The following is a 17746-nucleotide window of genomic DNA, read 5'->3' on the forward strand; positions in this document are numbered from 1 at the left end:
CTGCGACAGCGAGCCGCTCATGGCGAACAAAGATCAGATGTACAGCTCACCTCAGACAGCCGGGGAAACCTCTCGCGACCTCCGCCAACACCGGGCAGATCCACCCCCGATTCCTTGATTAACAGTCACTTCCCCACCTCCGGATACCACCCGGAGAACTCCTTGACGACCGATGCGCCCTGCTGCATAGTCTCCTAGACATCGGATGTCCTGGCGCTCAGGGCCTGCGATGCCTGGTCAAGGAGGACCTGAATGGCGAACCGCCGGCTTCTGAGCCTCGTCCTGTCCGCCGTCGCCGGGTTAGGCGGAACGCTCGTGCTCGGCCCGCCAGCCGCAGCGAGCGGGCCGCCGCCGATGACCGTGTATGCCGCTCCAGGCGCTGACGCTCCGCCCGGAAATCCTTGCACCCAGCCGCGTCCGTGCTCGCTTTCACAGGCGCAGCAACGGGTTCGGCACCTGCTCGACACCGGCGTCGGCAACCACCGGGACATCGTGGTGCAGCTGGCCGGCGGCGCCTACTACCTCGCCGCTCCTCTGGCGTTCGGCCCGCAGGACTCCGGGCGCAACGGCCACACCGTGACCTGGCAACCGGCGACCGGCGCGACCGTGACGATCAGCGGCGGCCGACCGCTGCGTCCGGCGTGGCAGCCCACGGCGCCCGGCAGCAAGATCATGGCCGCGACCGTCCCCGCCGGGCTGGACTTCGACGGTCTGTTCGTCAACGGGCAACGCCAGATCCTCGCCCGCTATCCGAATTACGACCCGAACGCCGCCCGGCTCCAGGGCTCGACCTCGCTGGCCGACCTCGAGCGGGAATCGGCGAAATGGTCGGACCCGTCGACCGCACTCGTGCGCGCGATGCATTGCGGCGACTGGGGTTCCGTCTCGTTCACCGTCAGCGGGCGCACCGGCGACGGGCTCGCTCTGCATTACGTCGGCGACAACAACCGACCGCAGGACTGCGGGCTGACGAAGGGGAACGGGCCCGGCCGGGTCGGGCCCGCGATGGCCGAGAACGTCAAGGAAGAACTCGACGCGCCCGGCGAGTGGTACTACGACCGGGCGACCGGCCAGTTGCTCTACTACCCGCCGGAGGGCACCGACCTTTCCGCCGCGACGGTCGAAACCGCGGAACAGAACCAGCTGATCACGATGACCGGGACGTCGGCGGCCAACCCCGTCCACAACATCGCGCTGCGCGGGCTGCACTTCACCGCGACCCACCGCACGCTCTTCACCAGCCCGTTCGAGGCCGACGCCAAGGGCGACTGGGCAGTGGTCCGCAAAGGCGCGGTATCCCTGAAGAACGCCGCTGATATCTCGGTGACCGGGTCGTTCTTCGACCAGCTCGGCGGCAACGGCGTCTTCCTCGACAGCTACAACCGGCACAACACGATCAGCGACAACAAGTTCGAATCCGACGGCGCCACGGACGTCCAGATCGTCGGCTCGCCGACCGCGGTGCGCGACTACTCCGCCAACTACTACGACAACGTCGCGGTCACCGACACCGCGCCCGGGCCGAAGAGCGACGACTACCCCCGCGACATCCTCGTGCGGAACAACCTCATGCAGAACATGGGCCGGTTCGAGAAGCAGTCCTCCGGCGTCAACATCTCGATGAGCGCGGACGTGACAGTCGACGGCAACACGATCTCCGACAGCCCGCGCGCGTGCCTCAACATCGAGGACGGCACCTGGGGCGGGCACGACATCAAGAACAACGACCTCTTCGACTGCGTCGAGGAAACAGGCGACAACGGGTCCGTCAACGTGTGGGGCCGCGGCCGGTTCTGGGCGAGTTCCGGCAACAACACCCTCGCGCCGGGCACGAGTTTCGAAGGCTCCACCGGCACCGCGCTGACCGACGCGCAGGCCCGGCGCCTGATGAAGCTCGACGTCGTCCGGCCGATCACCATCCAGCACAACCGGTTCTGGCACGCGGGCGACTGGGCCATCGATCTTGACGACGGGTCGTCCAACTTCCGTCTGCTGGACAACCTCATCCTCAAGGGCGGCATCAAACTGCGCGACGGGTACGAGCGCACCGTGCGGAACAATCTGCTCGTGGACGGCTCGATCTACGAACAGGTGAGCCACTCCGACTGCGGCGACGTCATCGAGCGCAACATCACTCTCGGGCCGCAGGCGTACAACAACGTGCTGAACAACCCGGTCACCGCCAAGTACGGCGTCGACCGCAACCTCTTCTGGAACGACAGCTACCCGGTCTACGTCAATCCCGACGGCAGCGGCAACGAGGCGCTTTCCGCGGACGGGGCCACGATCAACCCGCAGTCGGCCTGGGTGCACGCCGGAATGGACCCGCATTCGCGCGTCGCCGACCCGAAGTTCGCCGCGGCGGATCCTCTTGGCAGCTACGACTTCACTGTCGCCGCCGACTCGCCCGCGGTCAGCCTCGGATACGCCAACTTCCAGATGACCGGCTTCGGCTCCGCGGGCGCACCGCTTCCGCCCAAGGCAGTTTTCGCCTACGGCCCCGGCTCCGGCGGGCCTGCCAACGGGATGATCGTCCAGCCCGAAAAGCTGATGGGTGCCACCGCGACGAACATCCCGTCGCTCGCTGTCCAGTCGTCGCTCGGCTTGACCAAGCCGTACGGCCTCTATCTCCCCACTGTGCCGCCGGGCAGTTACGCGGCGCAGAACGGGCTGAAGACCGGTGACGACATCACGGCCGTCAACGGCACCCCGGCGACTGACGATCGCAACACTTTCTGGCTCAGCTACAACAAACTCGCGCCGGGTGCGCCGATCACGCTGACCGTGCGGCGCGGGCAGGCCGACGTCACCTTGCGTCTCGCCAAGACAACGGAAGCCGAAGTCCTCAACAACACTTCCGGCGTCGTCTACACCAACACCGGTGCGCCGTCGTCAGGATGGATCTGGCGGGGCAGTTCGGCCGGGGGCGCGAACTCGTACCTCGACGACATCTGGGCGACCCAGAACGTCGGCGATTCGTGGAGTTTGACGTTCTACGGAACGGGAATCGACATTATTTCCGAAACCAATACCGACGAGGGCGACGTCGACCTCACCCTCGACGGCGCGCCTTACCGGACGGTCAGCTTCGTCACGCCGACCCGGCAGTACCAGTCGACGGTGGCGACTGTTTCCGGCCTGCAGCCGGGGATTCATACGATCACCGGCACGATGAAGAACGGCAGTTATCTGATTGTGGATGCTTTCCGGACGCATCCGTAGGCATTCCCCGGGCGGGTGCCGTGCGTGCACGGCACCCGTTTCCTATGCCGCCTCGGGGCCAGCTTTCGTCAGAAGGTAGTCGTGCGGCTGCGCCGGGGGCGGTGTCGCCGTGACGTGCAATCGGGTGTAATGGCCGTCGGCCAACCCGCTGACCGTCACCGATGTCCGGACCGAAACCAGCTTTCCGGACGTGCAATCGGGTACGCAGTCGTACTCCCAGAATCTGCCGGTGGCACGCGCGGTCGCCGAGCCCCAGCCCGACCAGTGCAGCTGGTCGATCCCCATTTTCTGGTCCGCACACGCCAGGTTCAACCACGAAGGTTTGGCGACAGCATTGCCCTCGCACCGATAGACTGTTGGCGACGGCTGAGGAGTAACGTCTGAACGCTTCGCAGGCGGTGCCACAGCATGGTTAGCGGCGGAAGTCGCAGGCACCGCGGACGGTGCGGTCGAGGTGGCTGGTGGCGTGGTCGCGGTTTCGCTGACGGTCGGAGTCAGCGCAGGCCCCGCTGTGTCCGCGGGACCCGAAGCGCAGGCCGTGACCGCCGCGGCGATCAGCACCAGAACTCCCGCGCCCAGCACCGATCTTCGGATTCTCATCTCAGTCATGACAAATCCCCTCCCAGACCGGACCTCCGCGGTCCGGCTATGGAGAGAATGACGCGCAACCCGCCGGGAGGTTGCGCGCCACCCGAATCACCCTGAGAGTCCACAAAGGACAGTTCAGCGCACCCGCAGCTTCCGCCGGGCGAAAACCAGCGCGCTGAGGCTCAGCACCGCCAACGCCATCACGTAATAACTCGGTGCCAGATTGCTCCCGGTGAGCTGAATCAGCCAAATCACCACCAACGGCGTGAAACCGCCGAAAAGCGAAGCCGTGATGTTGTAGCTGACCGACAGCCCGGTCGCGCGGGTCCGAGTCGGGAAGACGTCGGCCATCAGCGTGCCCAGCGGGCCGACGTACCAGACCTTCACTAGCCCGATCGCGGCCATCACCGCGGTCATCATCGCGAACGTCGGCTGACTGTTCAGCGCGAGGAACAGCGGGAAAATCGACAGCAGCATCACCGAGCACGCCGCGGCCATCAGCGGGATCCGGCCGGTCCGGTCGGACAGCCGCCCGGCGACCGGCGCGAGCACGGTCAGCACGATCTGGGTGACGATCGTCGTGGTGAAGGCCAGCGATTTGGGCAGTCCGAGGTTCCGGATGGCGAAGGTCGGCATGTAGATGATCAGGTAGCTGATCGCGGTGGACACCGCCATCGCGCCCATCGCGACCAGGATCCGGGTCTTCTGCGAGCGCAGGACCTCCCGCAGCGGCGCCTCGGCGGCGTCTTCCTCGAACGCCGGGGATTCCTCCACGTGCCGCCGGATGTAGTAGCCGATCGGAGCGATCAGCAGGCCGAAGGCGAACGGGATCCGCCAGCCCCACGAGCCGAGCTGCTGGTCGGTGAGCACCGCGCTCAGCACCGCGGCGAACACGATGCCCAGCAACGTGCTCAGGCCCTGGCTCGCCGCGCCCCAGCTGCCCATGAACCCGCGGCGTTTCCGGTTGCTCTCCACCAGATACGCGGTCGCGCTGCCGAATTCGCCGCCCGCCGAGAAGCCCTGCAGCAGATTGGCGAACACCAGCCCGATCGGGGCCGCGATCCCGATCGTCGCGTAGTTCGGCATGATCGCGATCAGCAGCGAGGCCACCGCCATGATCCGGATCGACCACACCAGCGCGGCTTTGCGGCCCGCCCGGTCGGCGTACGAGCCGAGGATCATCCCGCCGAACGGGCGGATCAAATACGCGACCGCGACACTGGCGAAAGCCAGCATCAGCGAGACCGCCGGATCGGTCGCGGGGAAGAACTGTTTCGCCAGGACGTCGGCGAACAGCGTGTAAGCCCCGAGGCTGAACCATTCCAGGGTGTTGCCGATCGTGGCCGCCAGCACGATCCTGGACGAGCGCGGCGAGGGTGCTTCTTCGGGAGGATTGTCCTTGGTGGCAGGGGAATCCGGGGCGGGAATCGACATGGTCGCCTCCGAGGCGGTGCGTCAGCGGTTCGGCATCATCGGTGAATCGCGGCTCCGGGCACACCGGCCCGGAGCAACCATGTGCGGGAATTCAGCGGAGCTTTCCCAGTTCGAGCAAGACGTTCGCGGCGGCGGTGATCCCGGCGTGGAAACGGGCGAGTTCGAAATTCTCGTTCGGGCCGTGGTTGTGCTCGTCGACATTCGCCAGCGGGATTCCGTAGCACGGCAGCCCGAGCCCGTCGGACAGCGCGGCGATCGGCAGGCTGCCGCCCATCGCGGGCACCAGCAGCGCCGGACGTCCGGCAGCCGCGCTGACCGCCTCGGTGATCACCGCGGTGTAAGGCGATTCCGGCAACGTCCGGGACGCTTCCATCAGCCCGCCCGGCACGTGCAGTTCAGCGTGCGGCAAGTGTTCGGCGAGGTGCGCGCGCAACGCCTCGATGACCGTCGAGGCGCGCTGGCCGCCGACAGTCCGGATGTCGCAGCGGGCGACCGCGACCGCGGGGATGACCGTGCGGTGGTCGCCCTCGTCCAAACAGGACAGTGAATTGATGCTGAAAGTCGGCAACGCCAGGCGATCGTTGAAACCGACGCCTTCGGGAACGTCCATCCGGTCCAGCCCGACCTCGGCGAGCGCGGCGGGAACGTCGACCGGGAGCGCGTCCAGTGCGTCCCGTTCCGACGGGCTCAGCGGGACCATTCCGTCGGCGATTCCCTTGACCAGGATCTCGCCCTCCGGCGAGCGCATCGTCGACAGCAGCCACACCAGCTCCCACGCCGGGTTCGGCCCGACGCCGCCCCAGTTTCCCGAATGCAGCGCGGCGGGCGCGCCATGCACCCGAATCTCGAACCGGACCGCACCGCGCACGCCGAGACTGACCGTCGGTTCGCCGCTGTCGTGCACCGGACCGTCGCTCCACAGCACCAGGTCCGCGTCCCATTCGTCGCGCAGACCCGCCAGCGCTGATTCCAGGTTCGGACTGCCGATCTCTTCCTCGCCGTCGAGCAACACGGTCACGCTGCACGGCAGTTCGCCGGTCTCGCCGAGCGCCCGCAACGCGAGCAGCTGCGCGAGATGCTGCCCCTTGTTGTCCCCCGTGCCGCGCCCGTACATCCGGCCGTCGCGGACGGTGGCCTCGAACGGCGGGCTGTCCCAGGCCGCGAGCGGCCCGGCCGGCTGCACGTCGTAATGGCCGTAGATCACCACATGCGGAGCGCCCGCCGGACCTTCTGCGCTCCCCACCACCAGCGGCCAGCCGCCGGTCTCGACCTGCCGCGCTTCGAGCCCGCTGCGCCGCAGCAAACCGCAGGCGAACTCGGCTGCCTCCGCCATGCCCTCACCGGTGGCGCTCACGCTCGGCACGGCGATCCACTGGGCCAGCTCCGCCTCGTGCCGCTCCCGGTACTGCTCGACGTACGACTCGATGCGGCGCACTCGACCTCCATTGATTTCACTTTCTGATATCGATACCATCGAAGCAAATCGGCTAAGCTGCTGTCAATGGACGACCCCCTCCCGCGCCAGGCGACCGCCGACGACCTCCGCGCGCTCGCCCACCCGCTGAGCTGGCGAATCCTCCGGCTGTGCCTGGACACCGCGCGGACGAACCAGCAGCTGGCGAAGCGGCTCGAAGAGTCGCCGGCCACCGTGCTGCGCCGGGTGCACGCCCTCGCGGAAGCCGGATTCCTCATCGCCGAACCGGCCCGCCGCAGCGACCTCGGCGCGTGGGAACGCCCCTACCGGACCACGCGGCGGACCTGGCACCTCGACCTGGACCAGGCGGGCGATCCCGCACTGACCGCCCGCGTCGAACTCGCCACTTTGGACGCGCACCGCGCCGAAATGATCGAGAGCGACCCAGCGTCCATCCAGCAGACCCGCCGCGGCGTGGTCCGCCTCAGCGACGAGGCGGCGGCCGAGTTGCAGTCGCGATTGGACGCACTGCTGGACGAGTTTGTCGCGCGCGAGGAGCCGACCGGGCGCAGGCATTCATTCCTGTGGAGCGTGGTCGAGCGGCCCGGAGAGCCGGACACCGCGGAAGACTGACGACCACCGCTGCCGGAGGCAGGTCCAGCAGAGCCCCTCGGCACGTGCTGTCGCGCAGGGCCGAAAACGCTCGCCCGCGCTCAAATCCGCACACCATGACGCCAATTCCTTCGCAGCGGCGGAATTGAGTGCGAATTGAGCGATGCGGACTAGCCTCGATCAGGCGAAGCAGGTTTTCGCGCACCACGGCGGCGCGCCCCTGGGGGCCACGCATTCCCGCCTGCGCCGCCTTCCCATTTCCGATGTGCTGGGGAGAGTTTCAAGGATGAGTCTGCGCACGATCCCGCTCGCCGCCGGAGCCTTGCCCGTCCTGGGGCATCTGCTTCCCCTGCTGCGCGATCCCTTCGGCTTTATCACCGGGCTGCCCGGACAAGGCGACCTGGTCCGGATCAAGGTCGGCCCGGCGACCGTGGTGGTGGTGTGCGATCCCGAGTTGACCCGTCAGGTGCACCGGGACGACCGCGCTTTCGACAAAGGCGGGCCGATCTCGGAATGGAACCGGCGGCTGCTGGGCGACGGCCTGTTCACCTGTCCGCACCACATCCACCGCCGCCAGCGGCGCCAGCTCCAGCCGGTTTTCCACCGCGACCTGGTATCCGGCTACCTGGACAAGGCCGCGGCCCGGATCGCCGAGCTGACCGGTTCCTGGCGAGACGGGCAGATTCTCGACGTCTCGGCGGAAATGCGGAAACTCACGTCGTCGGTCGTGGTGTCCACGCTGTTCTCCGACTCGCTGCCGCCGGACACGGTCCGCCAGGCATTGCGGGACGGCGACGTATTCCTCAACACTCCGGTGCAGCTGCTCACGCTGAGCGAATTCAAGCTGCCGGTGCTGAACGTCCGGGAACGCAAGCAAGCCCAGCAGCGGCTGCAGCAGGTGAGCACCGACATCGTGCGGCGGCATCGTGCGGGCGGACGCGACCGCCACGATCTGCTGTCCACCCTGATCGCGGACGCGGACGATCAGGGCGCCCTGTCCTCCCCGGAAGAACAGATCAGCAACAACGTCCTGACCTTCTTCCTCGCCGGAGCCGAGACCACTTCTCTCACTCTGGCCTGGGCTCTCCATCATCTGACACAGGCGCCGGAGGTGGCCGAGCGGCTGCGCGCCGAGGTGGACGAGGTGCTGGCCGACCATCCGGTCGGCCCGGCGGATCTCGAGCGCTTGCCTCTCGCGCGCCGGGTGATCAGCGAGACGCTGCGGCTGCGCCCGCCGGGCTGGGTCGCCTCCCGCTCCCTCACCGCCGACACCAAGCTCGGCGAGCATCTCCTGCCCGCCGGAACAAACGTGGTCGTCAGCCCTTATCTCATCCACCGCCGGCACGACCTCTACCCGGATCCGGAACGCTTCGACCCGGACCGCTGGCTGCACACTCGGGCCACCGCGACGGCCTCGTACATCCCCTTCGGCAACGGGGCACGCAAGTGCATCGCCGACAACTTCGCTCTCGGCGAAGCAGCGCTGGCTCTCGCCGGCATCACCCGCCAATGGCGCCTCGATCCCGTTCCCGGCGCCCGGGTACGCCCGGTCCCCGCCGGGACGCTGCGCACCAAAGGGCTGCTGTTGCACGCTACCGCCCGAGAGCATTGACCGCCGCTTCCCGTCCCCCGGCCAGGAGACTCCCGCGCTTCGGATCGGCCGACCTGTTGCACATTCGCCCGACGATGCTGGAAAATCGTTTCGAATGCGCACAGCGTGACCGGAAACCGTCACGCGTCTCATGGGGGAGCCAGATGCAGAGCACTCTTGACATCAGGATACTAGGACCCCTATCGGCATCGGCAGGGAACAGGATTTTGACCCCGTCCGCCCCGAAGGAACGTCATTTGTTCGGGTTGCTGCTCACCCAGCACGAAAAAGTCGTTTCGCTGAGCCGGATCGTCGACGAGCTGTGGCTCAAAAAGCCCTCCAAGTCCGCGGTTACCGCGGTGCAGACCTACATTCTGAAAATCCGGAGACAGCTGGCGTCAGCACTGGCTATTTCCGGCAACAGGGTGCGGGCCGAAATACTGCAGACCCACAACCGGGGCTACCTTTTCGACACCTCGCAAAGCCGGTTCGACCTCGCCGAATTCGACCGGCTGACCGCGCGGGGCAGCACAGCGCTGGACGCGGGCGATCACGCCAAGGGAGTGCGGCTGCTCGCGGCGGCCGAGCAACTGTGGCGCGGGCTCCCGCTGCTCGATGTCGACCAGGGACCGATGCTGCAGGCCGAAGTCGCCCGGATCGAGCAGACGCGGTCCAATGCCCGGATCAAGCGGGTGGAAACCCAGCTGCACATCGGGCAGTTCCGCGAGGTGCTCGCCGAATTGTCCGGACTGGTCGTGGAGCATCCCTTCGACGAGCATTTGCACGGTTACTACATGATTGCATTGCAGCGAGCGGGAAGACGCCAGGACGCCCTGCGCGTATTCCACGGGCTGCGCAAGTCGATGACCGAGGAACTGGGAATCGAGCCGTCCGCGGAACTGCAGCTTCTGCAGCGGAGAGTGCTCGACGCCAACGGCACTTCCCCGATAGAGCCGACAGTCAGGCACTCATTGCTTCACCAGCTGTACGCCGCCACCGGGGGCTGATATTCCGCGGACAGTGTTGCCCGCGGCACCGGCCGCGGGCAACACTGCACGAAGATTGACACCGGTTCCGGCAAAACCGAACATGGAACTCATGGTCGATCGAGACACGAAATCCCGGCTGGACGCGGAATTCTCCCCGAGCCGCCTGGCTCCGAATTTCCCGGAAATTCTCGAGGAATGCGCCGAGCGCAGCCGCAAGGCGAAAAGCACGTCCGGATTCGCCACTTATTCCTACGGCCCGCATCCGGCCGAATCCGTGGACCACTTCCCCGCCCCCGAGCCCGGCGCGCCGCTGCAGGTGTTCGTCCACGGCGGCCACTGGCAGCAAACCAGCAAGGACGAGGCCAGCTTCAGCGCGCTGGATTTCGTCAAGCAAGGCTACGGGTTCGCCGCGGTGGGCTACGGCCTCGCGCCTGGCCGGACGCTGCCCGAGATGTGCGACGCGGTGTGGCGGGCGTTGTGCTGGATCAGGGACAACGCCGAAAAGCTCGGCACCCGACCGGACACGGTGCATGCCAGCGGGAGTTCCGCGGGCGCGCACCTGCTGGCCATGGCACTGTGCACCGATCGCCGCACGCCCGGCAAGCGGCCCCCGCTGGCCAGCGCTTGCCTGCTCAGCGGCACCTACGAGCTGGAACCGATCCGGCACACCTACGTCAACGACGCGCTCGGCCTGGACGCCGCGACGGCCCGGGCGTACAGCCCGCTGCACGCACTGCCCTGCCGGACGCCTCGGTTGCTCCTCGCGAGGGGTGAATTCGAGACCGGCGAATACATTCGCCAGCAGAAGGAATTCGGAGCCGCGGCCCGCCAGGCGGGCAATGAGACGACCGAACTGGTCGTGCCCGGGGCCAACCATTTCGATCTGGTCCTCGGACTCGGGAATCCCGCGAACCCGCTGGGAAACCGGGTGCTCACGGCCATGGCGACGCGATAGCCGCGGGTGCCGCCGAGGCCCAGCCCCGGCGGCGCCCGCGTCATCTGTCCCCTGCCGTCAGCAGTCAGGATTTGATCGCTTGAAGGACCCCGTGCGGCGTCCAAGACGACGTGCTGACCCGGGTGATCTCGGCAAAACCGATTTCCAGCAACCATTCCTCGTACCGGTGCCAGGGATACAGTGTGCTGCCGGCGAACGGCAACGTGGAGAAGTAGACGCTGTCCAGCGCCGCGTACAGGGGCCCCTGCCCGTCGTCGTCGGCGAAGGCGTTGAAGATGAGCACGCGTCCGCCGGGCTCGACCGCGTGCCATGCCTTGCCGAGCAGTTCGCGGTTCTGCTCCGGCGTCCAGATGACCAGCTGATGGGCGAACAGGACGCAGTCATGGCCGCCGGGGTACTCGCCGGTGAAGATGTCGGCGGCGTGCAGCTCGATGCGGTCCTGCAGCCCGGCGGCGCGCACCCGCTCCTCCGCGACCTCCAGCGCGGCGGGGCGGTCGAGCACCGTGACCCGGAGGTGCGGATGCGCCTGGGCCAACGCGATCGCGTTGACCGCGTCGCCGCCGCCCACGTCGAGCACCCGGCTCACCTGCGCGAACTGCGGCCCGTTCACCAGCACCGGGTTGGACAGCTTCGACCAGGCGTTCATCCCGCGGTAGAACAGCTCCTCCATGCCTTCCGAGTTCGACAGCCTGCTGTACAGGTCCTCAGTGTCCCCCGGGAAATGCCGGATGCCGACGTTCCGTCCGGTGCGCAGGGATTCCGCGTAGTCGGACGCGGGCAGATAGCTGATGCGGGCCTGGAACTCCACGATGTCCCGCAGCGTCTGCCAGCTGCCGTCCCGGAACGCCGCGTCGATGATCTCCGCGTTCCGGTAACGGCCGTCCTCGGCCGTGGTGAGCCCTAGCGCGGTGGTGCCCAGCAGCAGCACCTCGGCCGAACGGGCGGGCAGGCCGAGCGCGGCGGCCAGCTCCGGCTTCGAGCTGTCCGGACGATCGGCCAGCAAGGCGAAAAGCCCGAGCTGGAAACCGGCGTTCAGCTGCTGGAACGCGGCGTGCCCGAACAGGATCGGCACCAGCCCCGGCAGGGTGAGCGGGGCGGCGTGGCTCTTGATCGTTTGTGTCACAGCGACGTCCTCACTGACCAGAGTTCGGGGAAGAACCGATGTTCGTTGATCTCGCGCAGCCACGGCACCCCGGTGGTGCCGCCCGTGCCCGGCTTGCTGCCCAGCATCCGCTCCACCACCAGCAGGTGGCTGGCGCGCCAGTGGGAGAACCGGAACGCCACCTCGGTCAGCCGCTCGGCGATCCGGTGCGCGGCCGGCCACCGCGCCGGCTGCTCGTACACCGCCCGCCACGCGAGTTCCACCGCGGCATCCGGCCGGTACTGCGCGGACACGTCCCGCTCCAGCACCGCCGCGGGGATGTCGAGGCCTTCGCGCGCCAGCAGCCCCAGCGCCTCGTCGTAGACAGTGCGAGCGGCCAGCTCCCGCCGCAGCTGAGGGTAGAGCGCCAGCTGGTCCTCGGCCGCGGCGACCATGCGCGGATCCTTGTTGCCCAGACTGAACTCCAAGGTGCGGTACATGAAGGACTGGGTGCCCGACGCCTCGCCGAGGATGTGCCGGAACACGAGGAACTCGTCCGGGGACATCGAGGTCAGCAGGTCCCAGGTCTGCACGAGCACCCGCAGCGACTGGGCGGCCCGGTCGAGCGCGAGGCACGCCTGGTCGACCCGGTCGGCGCGCATCTGCTCGCGCGCCTGGCCGAGTTCCACGTACCCGACCCGGAACAGCAGCTCCTTGACGTGGCTCACCAGCAGGAAAACCACTTCCCTCGGCGAGTCCGTCCTCGGCTCCACCAGCTCGTGCAACCGGTCCATGTGCGCGTAGCTGACGTATTCCGGCGGACGCAGCGGACAGACCGCCTCCCGTTCCGCGGTCATCGGGCCGTCCTGGCGAAGACATCTCGCAGCTGCGGCTCCGCCACCTCGAAGACCCGAGCCGAGCACGAGCGCAGCGCGTCCAGATACCGCCGCCGCAGTTCGGTTTCGTCCAGGTGCACCGACTTGCCGCCCTTGATCAGCGTCCGCCCCGCGACCAGCACGGTGTCGATGTCCAGCGATCCGCCCAGATGCAGGAACGCCTCGAGGGGCCGCGGCTCCAGCAGATAACGCCAGTCGTCTGCCCGCACCATGAGCAGATCGGCCTGCTTGCCCGGAGCGATGCTGCCGATCTCGTCCTGCCAGCGCAGGGCTTCGGCGGGCAGCCGGGTGGCCATGGCCAGTGCCCGGCTGGCGCGCAGCACGGTCGGGTCGGCGTACAGCTCGTTGTGCTGCTGCCACGCCGCGCGCATGTTCTCCGCCATGCCGCCGATCGGTTTGCCGGCGCCGTCGGTGGACAGCGACACGGGCAGGCCGGCCTTGGCGAACTCCGGGATCAGCCGGGTCTCGGACATCGTGGATTCGCCCACCGGCCCGTATTTGGCGGGCGAATGGCTGACGTGCACGCCCGCCTCGATCAGCAGCCGCCGCTCGGCTTCGTCGGCGAAACTGGTGTGCGCTCCCAGCAACCGGTCGTTGAGCAGCCCGAGATCGGCGAACCGGTGCACCGAACCCCGGCCGAAAAACTCCCGCACGGTCGGGCTTTCCGTGCGCAGCGCGCACAAGTGGGCTCCGGTGGTCAGCCCGTACCGGCCTGCCAGCTCCGCGATGCCCGTCCCCGCTTCGTCCGACATGTTGGTCACCACGACGACGGACGCGCGCGCCCGCAGCATCCCGCTGTCGTCGGCGGTGCAGATCTTCGCCACCCGGTCGAGTTCGTCCACGACGGCGGCTGCCGGGCGAGACCGCCGCGGGCCCGCCGCCCCTTGTTCGCACACGACATCGCTGACCCAGGTGCTGACCACGCCCCGGATGCCGACCGCGCGGAACGCGGCGACCAGTGCGTCCGGCTGGTTGAGCGAACCGAGATCGGCGAGTGCGGTAGTCCCGGAACGCAGCTGGGTCCACACCGAGTAGGTGGCGATGTCGACCGCTTCCCGCTCGGTCAGCCGCGGCACCAGGTCGGCGAACTTGTCGAACAGCGGAGAGACCGCCAGCAAGTTGCCGCCCGAGGACATCCATCCCGGCACGTCCTCGTCGTCGCGCACCGGGCGCAGCGCGTCCATGGGACTGATCCGGGAAGAGAAGAACTCGTGCCAGTGCGCGTTGACGAAGCCGGGCAGCACCATCATGTTCGTCGCGTCGACCGTGCGCACCGGCCGGTCCAGCGCCGCGGCCGCGACGGCGACCTCGGCGTCCGTTCCGACCGCCGCGATCTTGCCGTCCTCGACCAGCACCGCGCCGCCGGGAACGACCCGCTCGGTCTCGTCCGCGGTGTAGACGATCCCCGCCCTGATCAGCTGTGCCTCGGCCGCCGTCATGAAACCGCCTCCAGGTGCTTCCGCCAGGCCGCCAGGGTCGGCTGTTCCACCAGCGTGTCGAACGAGACCTGCAGCCCCCGCTTCCGCCACCGGTTGATCAGCCCCATCAGCTCCATCGACGTCATGCCCAGGTCGGCGAGATTGCGATGCTCCTCGATGTCCTCCGGGCGCAGGGAAAGCACTCCCGCGACCTCGTCCCTGAGCTCCTCGTGCCCGCTCATCCGGCCTCCTCCCGCAGTTTCGCCGCGATGTCCGCGCGCAGCCTGGTCTTGTCCAGCTTTCCCAGGCCGGTGAGCGGTAGCGCGTCGACGAGCTCCACCCGGTCCGGGATCTTGAAATCCGCGATCCCTTTGGCCCGCCAGGAAGACCGCAGCTGCAGCCCGGTCGGGGCCTTTCCGTCGGCGATGACGAACGCGCAGGTCTTTTCGCCGAGCACCTCGTCGGGCATCGCCACCACGGCCGCCTGCCGGATTCCTTCCTCCCCCTGCAGATAGCCCTCGACCTCGGTCGCCGACACCTTGTCGCCGCCCCGGTTGATCACGTCCTTGATCCGGCCCGCGACCACCATGTCGCCCCGCTCGGTCTGCCTGATCAGGTCTCCGGAACGGTAGAACCCGTCCTCGGTGAAGGCGACCGCGTTGTGCTCGGGCGCGTTGTAGTAGCCGCGGATCGTGTACGGGCCGCGCGCCCACAATTCGCCGCACTCGCCCCGCGGCACGTCCTCGCCGGTCTCCGGATCGACCACGCGCAGCTCGTCGAATTCGCTCAGCGGCTGCCCCTGGGTGTGCAGCACGGCGTCCTCCGGGTCGCCCCGGCGCACGTAGCTCATCAGACCTTCGGACATGCCGAACACCTGCTGCAGCCGGCACCCCAGCATCGGCGTGATCTTGCGGGCCAGGCTCTCGTGCAGCTTGGCGCTCCCGATCTGCACCACTTCCAGGCTGCTCAGGTCTGCGTCGCTCCATTCCCGCGCTTCGACCCACGCGTGCGCGATCGTGGGCACCAGCGAGCTCATCGTCACGCGTTCGCGCTCGATCAGCGGGAAGCAGCCGTCCGGGCTCGGGCTCAGCGCGAGCACCGCCCGGCCGCCGTGGTGCAGGGTGCCGAGCACCCCGGGACAGCCGAGGCAGTAGTTGAACTCCATCGGCAGCACCGCGAGGTACACCGTGTCCCGGTCCAGCTCGCACAGCCGCGCGGCCGAGCGCAGCTGGTAGAAGTAGTCCGCGTGCGTGCGCGGGATCAGCTTGGGCAGCCCCGTCGTTCCGCCGGAAAGCAGGAAGAACGCGACCTCCTCCGCGTCGATCTCCGGCAGCCCGGTCGGCTCCTCGCCGACGGTCGACAGCGACACGAACTCGGCGTACTCCCCCACGTCTCCCGCCACGAACACGGTGCGCACGGTCCGCCGGGGAATCGCGACCCGGCTCGCCAGCAGCCGGTAATCGTAGCCGAGCCGCACGTCGGGGATCACGTACGCGACCGCGCCGGAGGTTTCGATCAGGTGGATCACTTCGACGTCGCGATGCGCGGGCAACGAGAATACCGGGGTGACGCCCAGCCGGAACAACGCGAAGCAGACGATCAGGAACGTGCTTTCGTTGGTCATCTGGACCACTGCCCGGTCGCCCCGGACGAGACCGTGTCCGGCGAGCCCGCCCGCCATCCGGTCGATTTTCTCGTCCAGTTCGACGTAGCTCAGCCGCTCCTGCCCGGACACCACGGCGGTGGCCGTGCCGTACTCGCGGGCCCACTGCCGGGGCAGCTCGCCCAGCGGGACGTCGAGCCACAGCCCGGCCTCGCGATAGCGCCGGGCGAATTCCTCCGGCCACGGCGTGCATCCGGCGAGCATCACTGGTCGCTCCCGTCGCGCGTGATCTCGACCAGCACCGCTCCCGCCTCCATGCCCGGAGTCTCGGACAGCAGCAGCACGATCTCCCCCGCCCGCACCTCGCCGGTGCGCCACAGGTGCTCGAGCCCGGCGATGATGTCGACCGGACCGACATGCCCGATGCGCCTGCCGAACTCGTAGGTGCCGCGCTCCAGTTCCACGTCGATGGGATCGAGGAAGAAGTTGCGCATCGCGGGCTTGCCGAAGTGCGGCTGCACGACTCTGGCGATGTCGCCCATCTTCAGCTCCGCGTCGGACAGCGCCTGCCCGACTGCCTCCCTGATGTTCTCGGTCGCGTCGCCGGTCGGCGGTTTCACGCCCTGCGCCCATTGCCGGTTCCAGTAGGCGAACCGGCGCTCCAGGTCCACGGGCTCGCCGACGGTGATCGGCGGCGGGAACATCTGCTCGCCGCCCCGGTGCAGTTCTTCCATCATCGGCTTGGAATGGGCTCCGTTGGACAGCAACCGGGCGAATCCGGACTCGGTGGAAAGCACCATCGCGCCGCCCCCGTCGCCGAGCGGAGCCAGGTTCATGCACCGCCAGCGATCGATCACCGGCGTGCCGAAGTTGTCTCCCGCCGTGATGAGGGCCGCGGTTTTCTCAGTGCCCGCCTTGAGGAAGCTGCGCACGAAGCTCAGCGCCGTCACCGACGCGTTGCACCCCTGGATCAAGGAGAGCGCCGGGATCGGCAGCCCGACGGTGTTGTTCAAGATGTAATGCTGGGCCGACCAGGTCTCCGGTCCCTGGAAATGGGCGTGGCTGTGCACCAGGACGGCGAAGTCTTCCGCGCGGATGTTCGCCATCCGCAGCGCGGCGCGGCCCGCCGCGATGGCGAGGTCGGGAGCCGGCGTGTCCCCCGCGACCGACACGGACAGCATCCCCGTCGACTCGCGCACCTCCTCGTCGTAGCGCCCCTCGGCCACGGCCTGTTCGGCACTCTGCCGATCCGGCAAGTGGGTCCCGATGCCCGCGATGTACACGTCCCCCATCCGCATTACCCAACCTCCATCGTGTGTTCTTGCCTGGACTGCGCCGCGTCGAACAATTCCCGGAAATGCGGATCGACCCGCTTGCCGTCGTCGTACAAATGGCCGAACCGGTCCCGGTACTCCCGGAACCATGTTCTGACCTGGTTCAGGAAAAGAATGTCGTGAAACGCCATGTCCCGGACCGCCAATGCCGCGAACGGAGCCTGGTTGACCAGGAACCGCTCGTTGTGCGCGGCCGGCGCGGGGCATTCCGGATGAAACTGCCCGAGCATCATCCCGTGCGCGATCGCGTCGCCCTTGCGCTCGACGTGCGCCTGGTCGATGAGTTCGTAGTCCCGGGGAGGCAGCCCGGAAATCACCACCACCAGCGTGCGCAAGGTCAGCTTGAGCTCGCCGAAATCCTCCCGCCGGTACCGGCACATCGCGGTGTCGAAGATCTGCACCATGTCTCCGAGGTCGCCGCCCGCCAGCCAGTGGTACCGGTACGCGCGCAGCCCGGACGCGAGCCGCGCCGGCCCGACGAACGGGCAGATCGCGCCTTTCCGGCCCAGTTCCGGATGCGGTCTTTCGATGTATCCGGTCAGCCATTCGTCGAACGTAGCGGCCAGCTCGCCTTCCAATTCGTCCAGCTTTAACAGCACTTTGTCCCCC

15 protein-coding genes are annotated in these 17746 nt (G+C 68.0%); 5 read left to right on the forward strand and 10 right to left on the reverse strand.

What is annotated here, in order from left to right; all coding sequences use genetic code 11:
- Positions 1–252 precede the first annotated feature (252 nt).
- Positions 253–3222, forward strand: a complete 2970-nt coding sequence (locus ABD156_RS24950; RefSeq protein ID WP_344278325.1) for a right-handed parallel beta-helix repeat-containing protein — start codon at positions 253–255, stop codon at positions 3220–3222.
- Positions 3223–3264: 42 nt separating this feature from the next.
- Here the strand turns inward: ABD156_RS24950 and ABD156_RS24955 are convergent, their stop codons facing one another.
- The 3 genes from ABD156_RS24955 to ABD156_RS24965 all read right to left on the reverse strand — a co-directional run bounded on the left by ABD156_RS24955 (position 3265) and on the right by ABD156_RS24965 (position 6679).
- Positions 3265–3507: a hypothetical protein gene (locus ABD156_RS24955; protein ID WP_344278328.1), complete on the reverse strand. Its 243-nt coding sequence runs from the start codon at positions 3505–3507 to the stop codon at positions 3265–3267.
- 438 nt (positions 3508–3945) lie between these two features.
- Entirely contained in the window at positions 3946–5244 is a 1299-nt protein-coding gene (locus ABD156_RS24960; protein ID WP_344278331.1) for an MFS transporter, read from the reverse strand.
- Positions 5245–5335: 91 nt separating this feature from the next.
- Entirely contained in the window at positions 5336–6679 is a 1344-nt protein-coding gene (locus ABD156_RS24965; protein WP_344278334.1) for a M20/M25/M40 family metallo-hydrolase, read from the reverse strand.
- A 66-nt stretch (positions 6680–6745) separates the two neighbouring features.
- Between ABD156_RS24965 and ABD156_RS24970 the strand changes: the two genes are divergently transcribed.
- The 4 genes from ABD156_RS24970 to ABD156_RS24985 all read left to right on the forward strand — a co-directional run bounded on the left by ABD156_RS24970 (position 6746) and on the right by ABD156_RS24985 (position 10805).
- Complete coding sequence (locus ABD156_RS24970) at positions 6746–7291, forward strand: winged helix-turn-helix domain-containing protein (protein WP_344278336.1); 546 nt, start codon at positions 6746–6748, stop codon at positions 7289–7291.
- A 265-nt stretch (positions 7292–7556) separates the two neighbouring features.
- A complete protein-coding gene (locus ABD156_RS24975) occupies positions 7557–8882 on the forward strand; it encodes a cytochrome P450 (RefSeq protein ID WP_344278339.1) in 1326 nt (441 codons plus the stop codon).
- Positions 8883–8956: 74 nt separating this feature from the next.
- The gene (locus ABD156_RS24980; RefSeq protein WP_344278342.1) at positions 8957–9868 is read left to right on the forward strand and encodes an AfsR/SARP family transcriptional regulator; all 912 of its coding nucleotides are present in this window, start codon (positions 8957–8959) and stop codon (positions 9866–9868) included.
- Positions 9869–9959: 91 nt separating this feature from the next.
- A complete protein-coding gene (locus ABD156_RS24985; protein ID WP_344278345.1) occupies positions 9960–10805 on the forward strand; it encodes an alpha/beta hydrolase in 846 nt (281 codons plus the stop codon).
- A gap of 64 nt (positions 10806–10869) precedes the next feature.
- Here ABD156_RS24985 and ABD156_RS24990 read toward each other — a convergent pair whose 3' ends face one another.
- The 7 genes from ABD156_RS24990 to ABD156_RS25020 are packed head-to-tail and all read right to left on the reverse strand — an operon-like array spanning position 10870 to position 17736.
- Positions 10870–11928 carry a methyltransferase gene (locus ABD156_RS24990; RefSeq protein ID WP_344278348.1) on the reverse strand — a complete coding sequence of 353 codons (1059 nt, stop codon included), beginning with the start codon at positions 11926–11928 and terminating at the stop codon, positions 10870–10872.
- Complete coding sequence (locus ABD156_RS24995; RefSeq protein ID WP_344278351.1) at positions 11925–12743, reverse strand: tryptophan 2,3-dioxygenase; 819 nt, start codon at positions 12741–12743, stop codon at positions 11925–11927. The genes ABD156_RS24990 and ABD156_RS24995 overlap by 4 nt, the downstream gene beginning before the upstream one ends.
- Positions 12740–14221 carry an amidohydrolase family protein gene (locus ABD156_RS25000; protein ID WP_344278354.1) on the reverse strand — a complete coding sequence of 494 codons (1482 nt, stop codon included), beginning with the start codon at positions 14219–14221 and terminating at the stop codon, positions 12740–12742. The genes ABD156_RS24995 and ABD156_RS25000 overlap by 4 nt, the downstream gene beginning before the upstream one ends.
- Positions 14218–14442, reverse strand: a complete 225-nt coding sequence (locus ABD156_RS25005; RefSeq protein ID WP_344278357.1) for a phosphopantetheine-binding protein — start codon at positions 14440–14442, stop codon at positions 14218–14220. Before ABD156_RS25005 ends, ABD156_RS25000 begins: the two co-directional genes overlap by 4 nt.
- The gene (locus tag ABD156_RS25010) at positions 14439–16067 is read right to left on the reverse strand and encodes a (2,3-dihydroxybenzoyl)adenylate synthase (RefSeq protein WP_344278978.1); all 1629 of its coding nucleotides are present in this window, start codon (positions 16065–16067) and stop codon (positions 14439–14441) included. Before ABD156_RS25010 ends, ABD156_RS25005 begins: the two co-directional genes overlap by 4 nt.
- Positions 16067–17101: a ketoacyl-ACP synthase III family protein gene (locus ABD156_RS25015; RefSeq protein ID WP_344278360.1), complete on the reverse strand. Its 1035-nt coding sequence runs from the start codon at positions 17099–17101 to the stop codon at positions 16067–16069. Before ABD156_RS25015 ends, ABD156_RS25010 begins: the two co-directional genes overlap by 1 nt.
- Entirely contained in the window at positions 17101–17736 is a 636-nt protein-coding gene (locus ABD156_RS25020) for a DUF6875 domain-containing protein (RefSeq protein WP_344278363.1), read from the reverse strand. Before ABD156_RS25020 ends, ABD156_RS25015 begins: the two co-directional genes overlap by 1 nt.
- Between the last annotated feature and the right edge of the window lie 10 nt (positions 17737–17746).

The sequence above is a fragment of the Amycolatopsis albidoflavus genome (assembly GCF_039525725.1).
Taxonomy (GTDB): Bacteria; Actinomycetota; Actinomycetes; order Mycobacteriales; family Pseudonocardiaceae; genus Amycolatopsis; species Amycolatopsis albidoflava.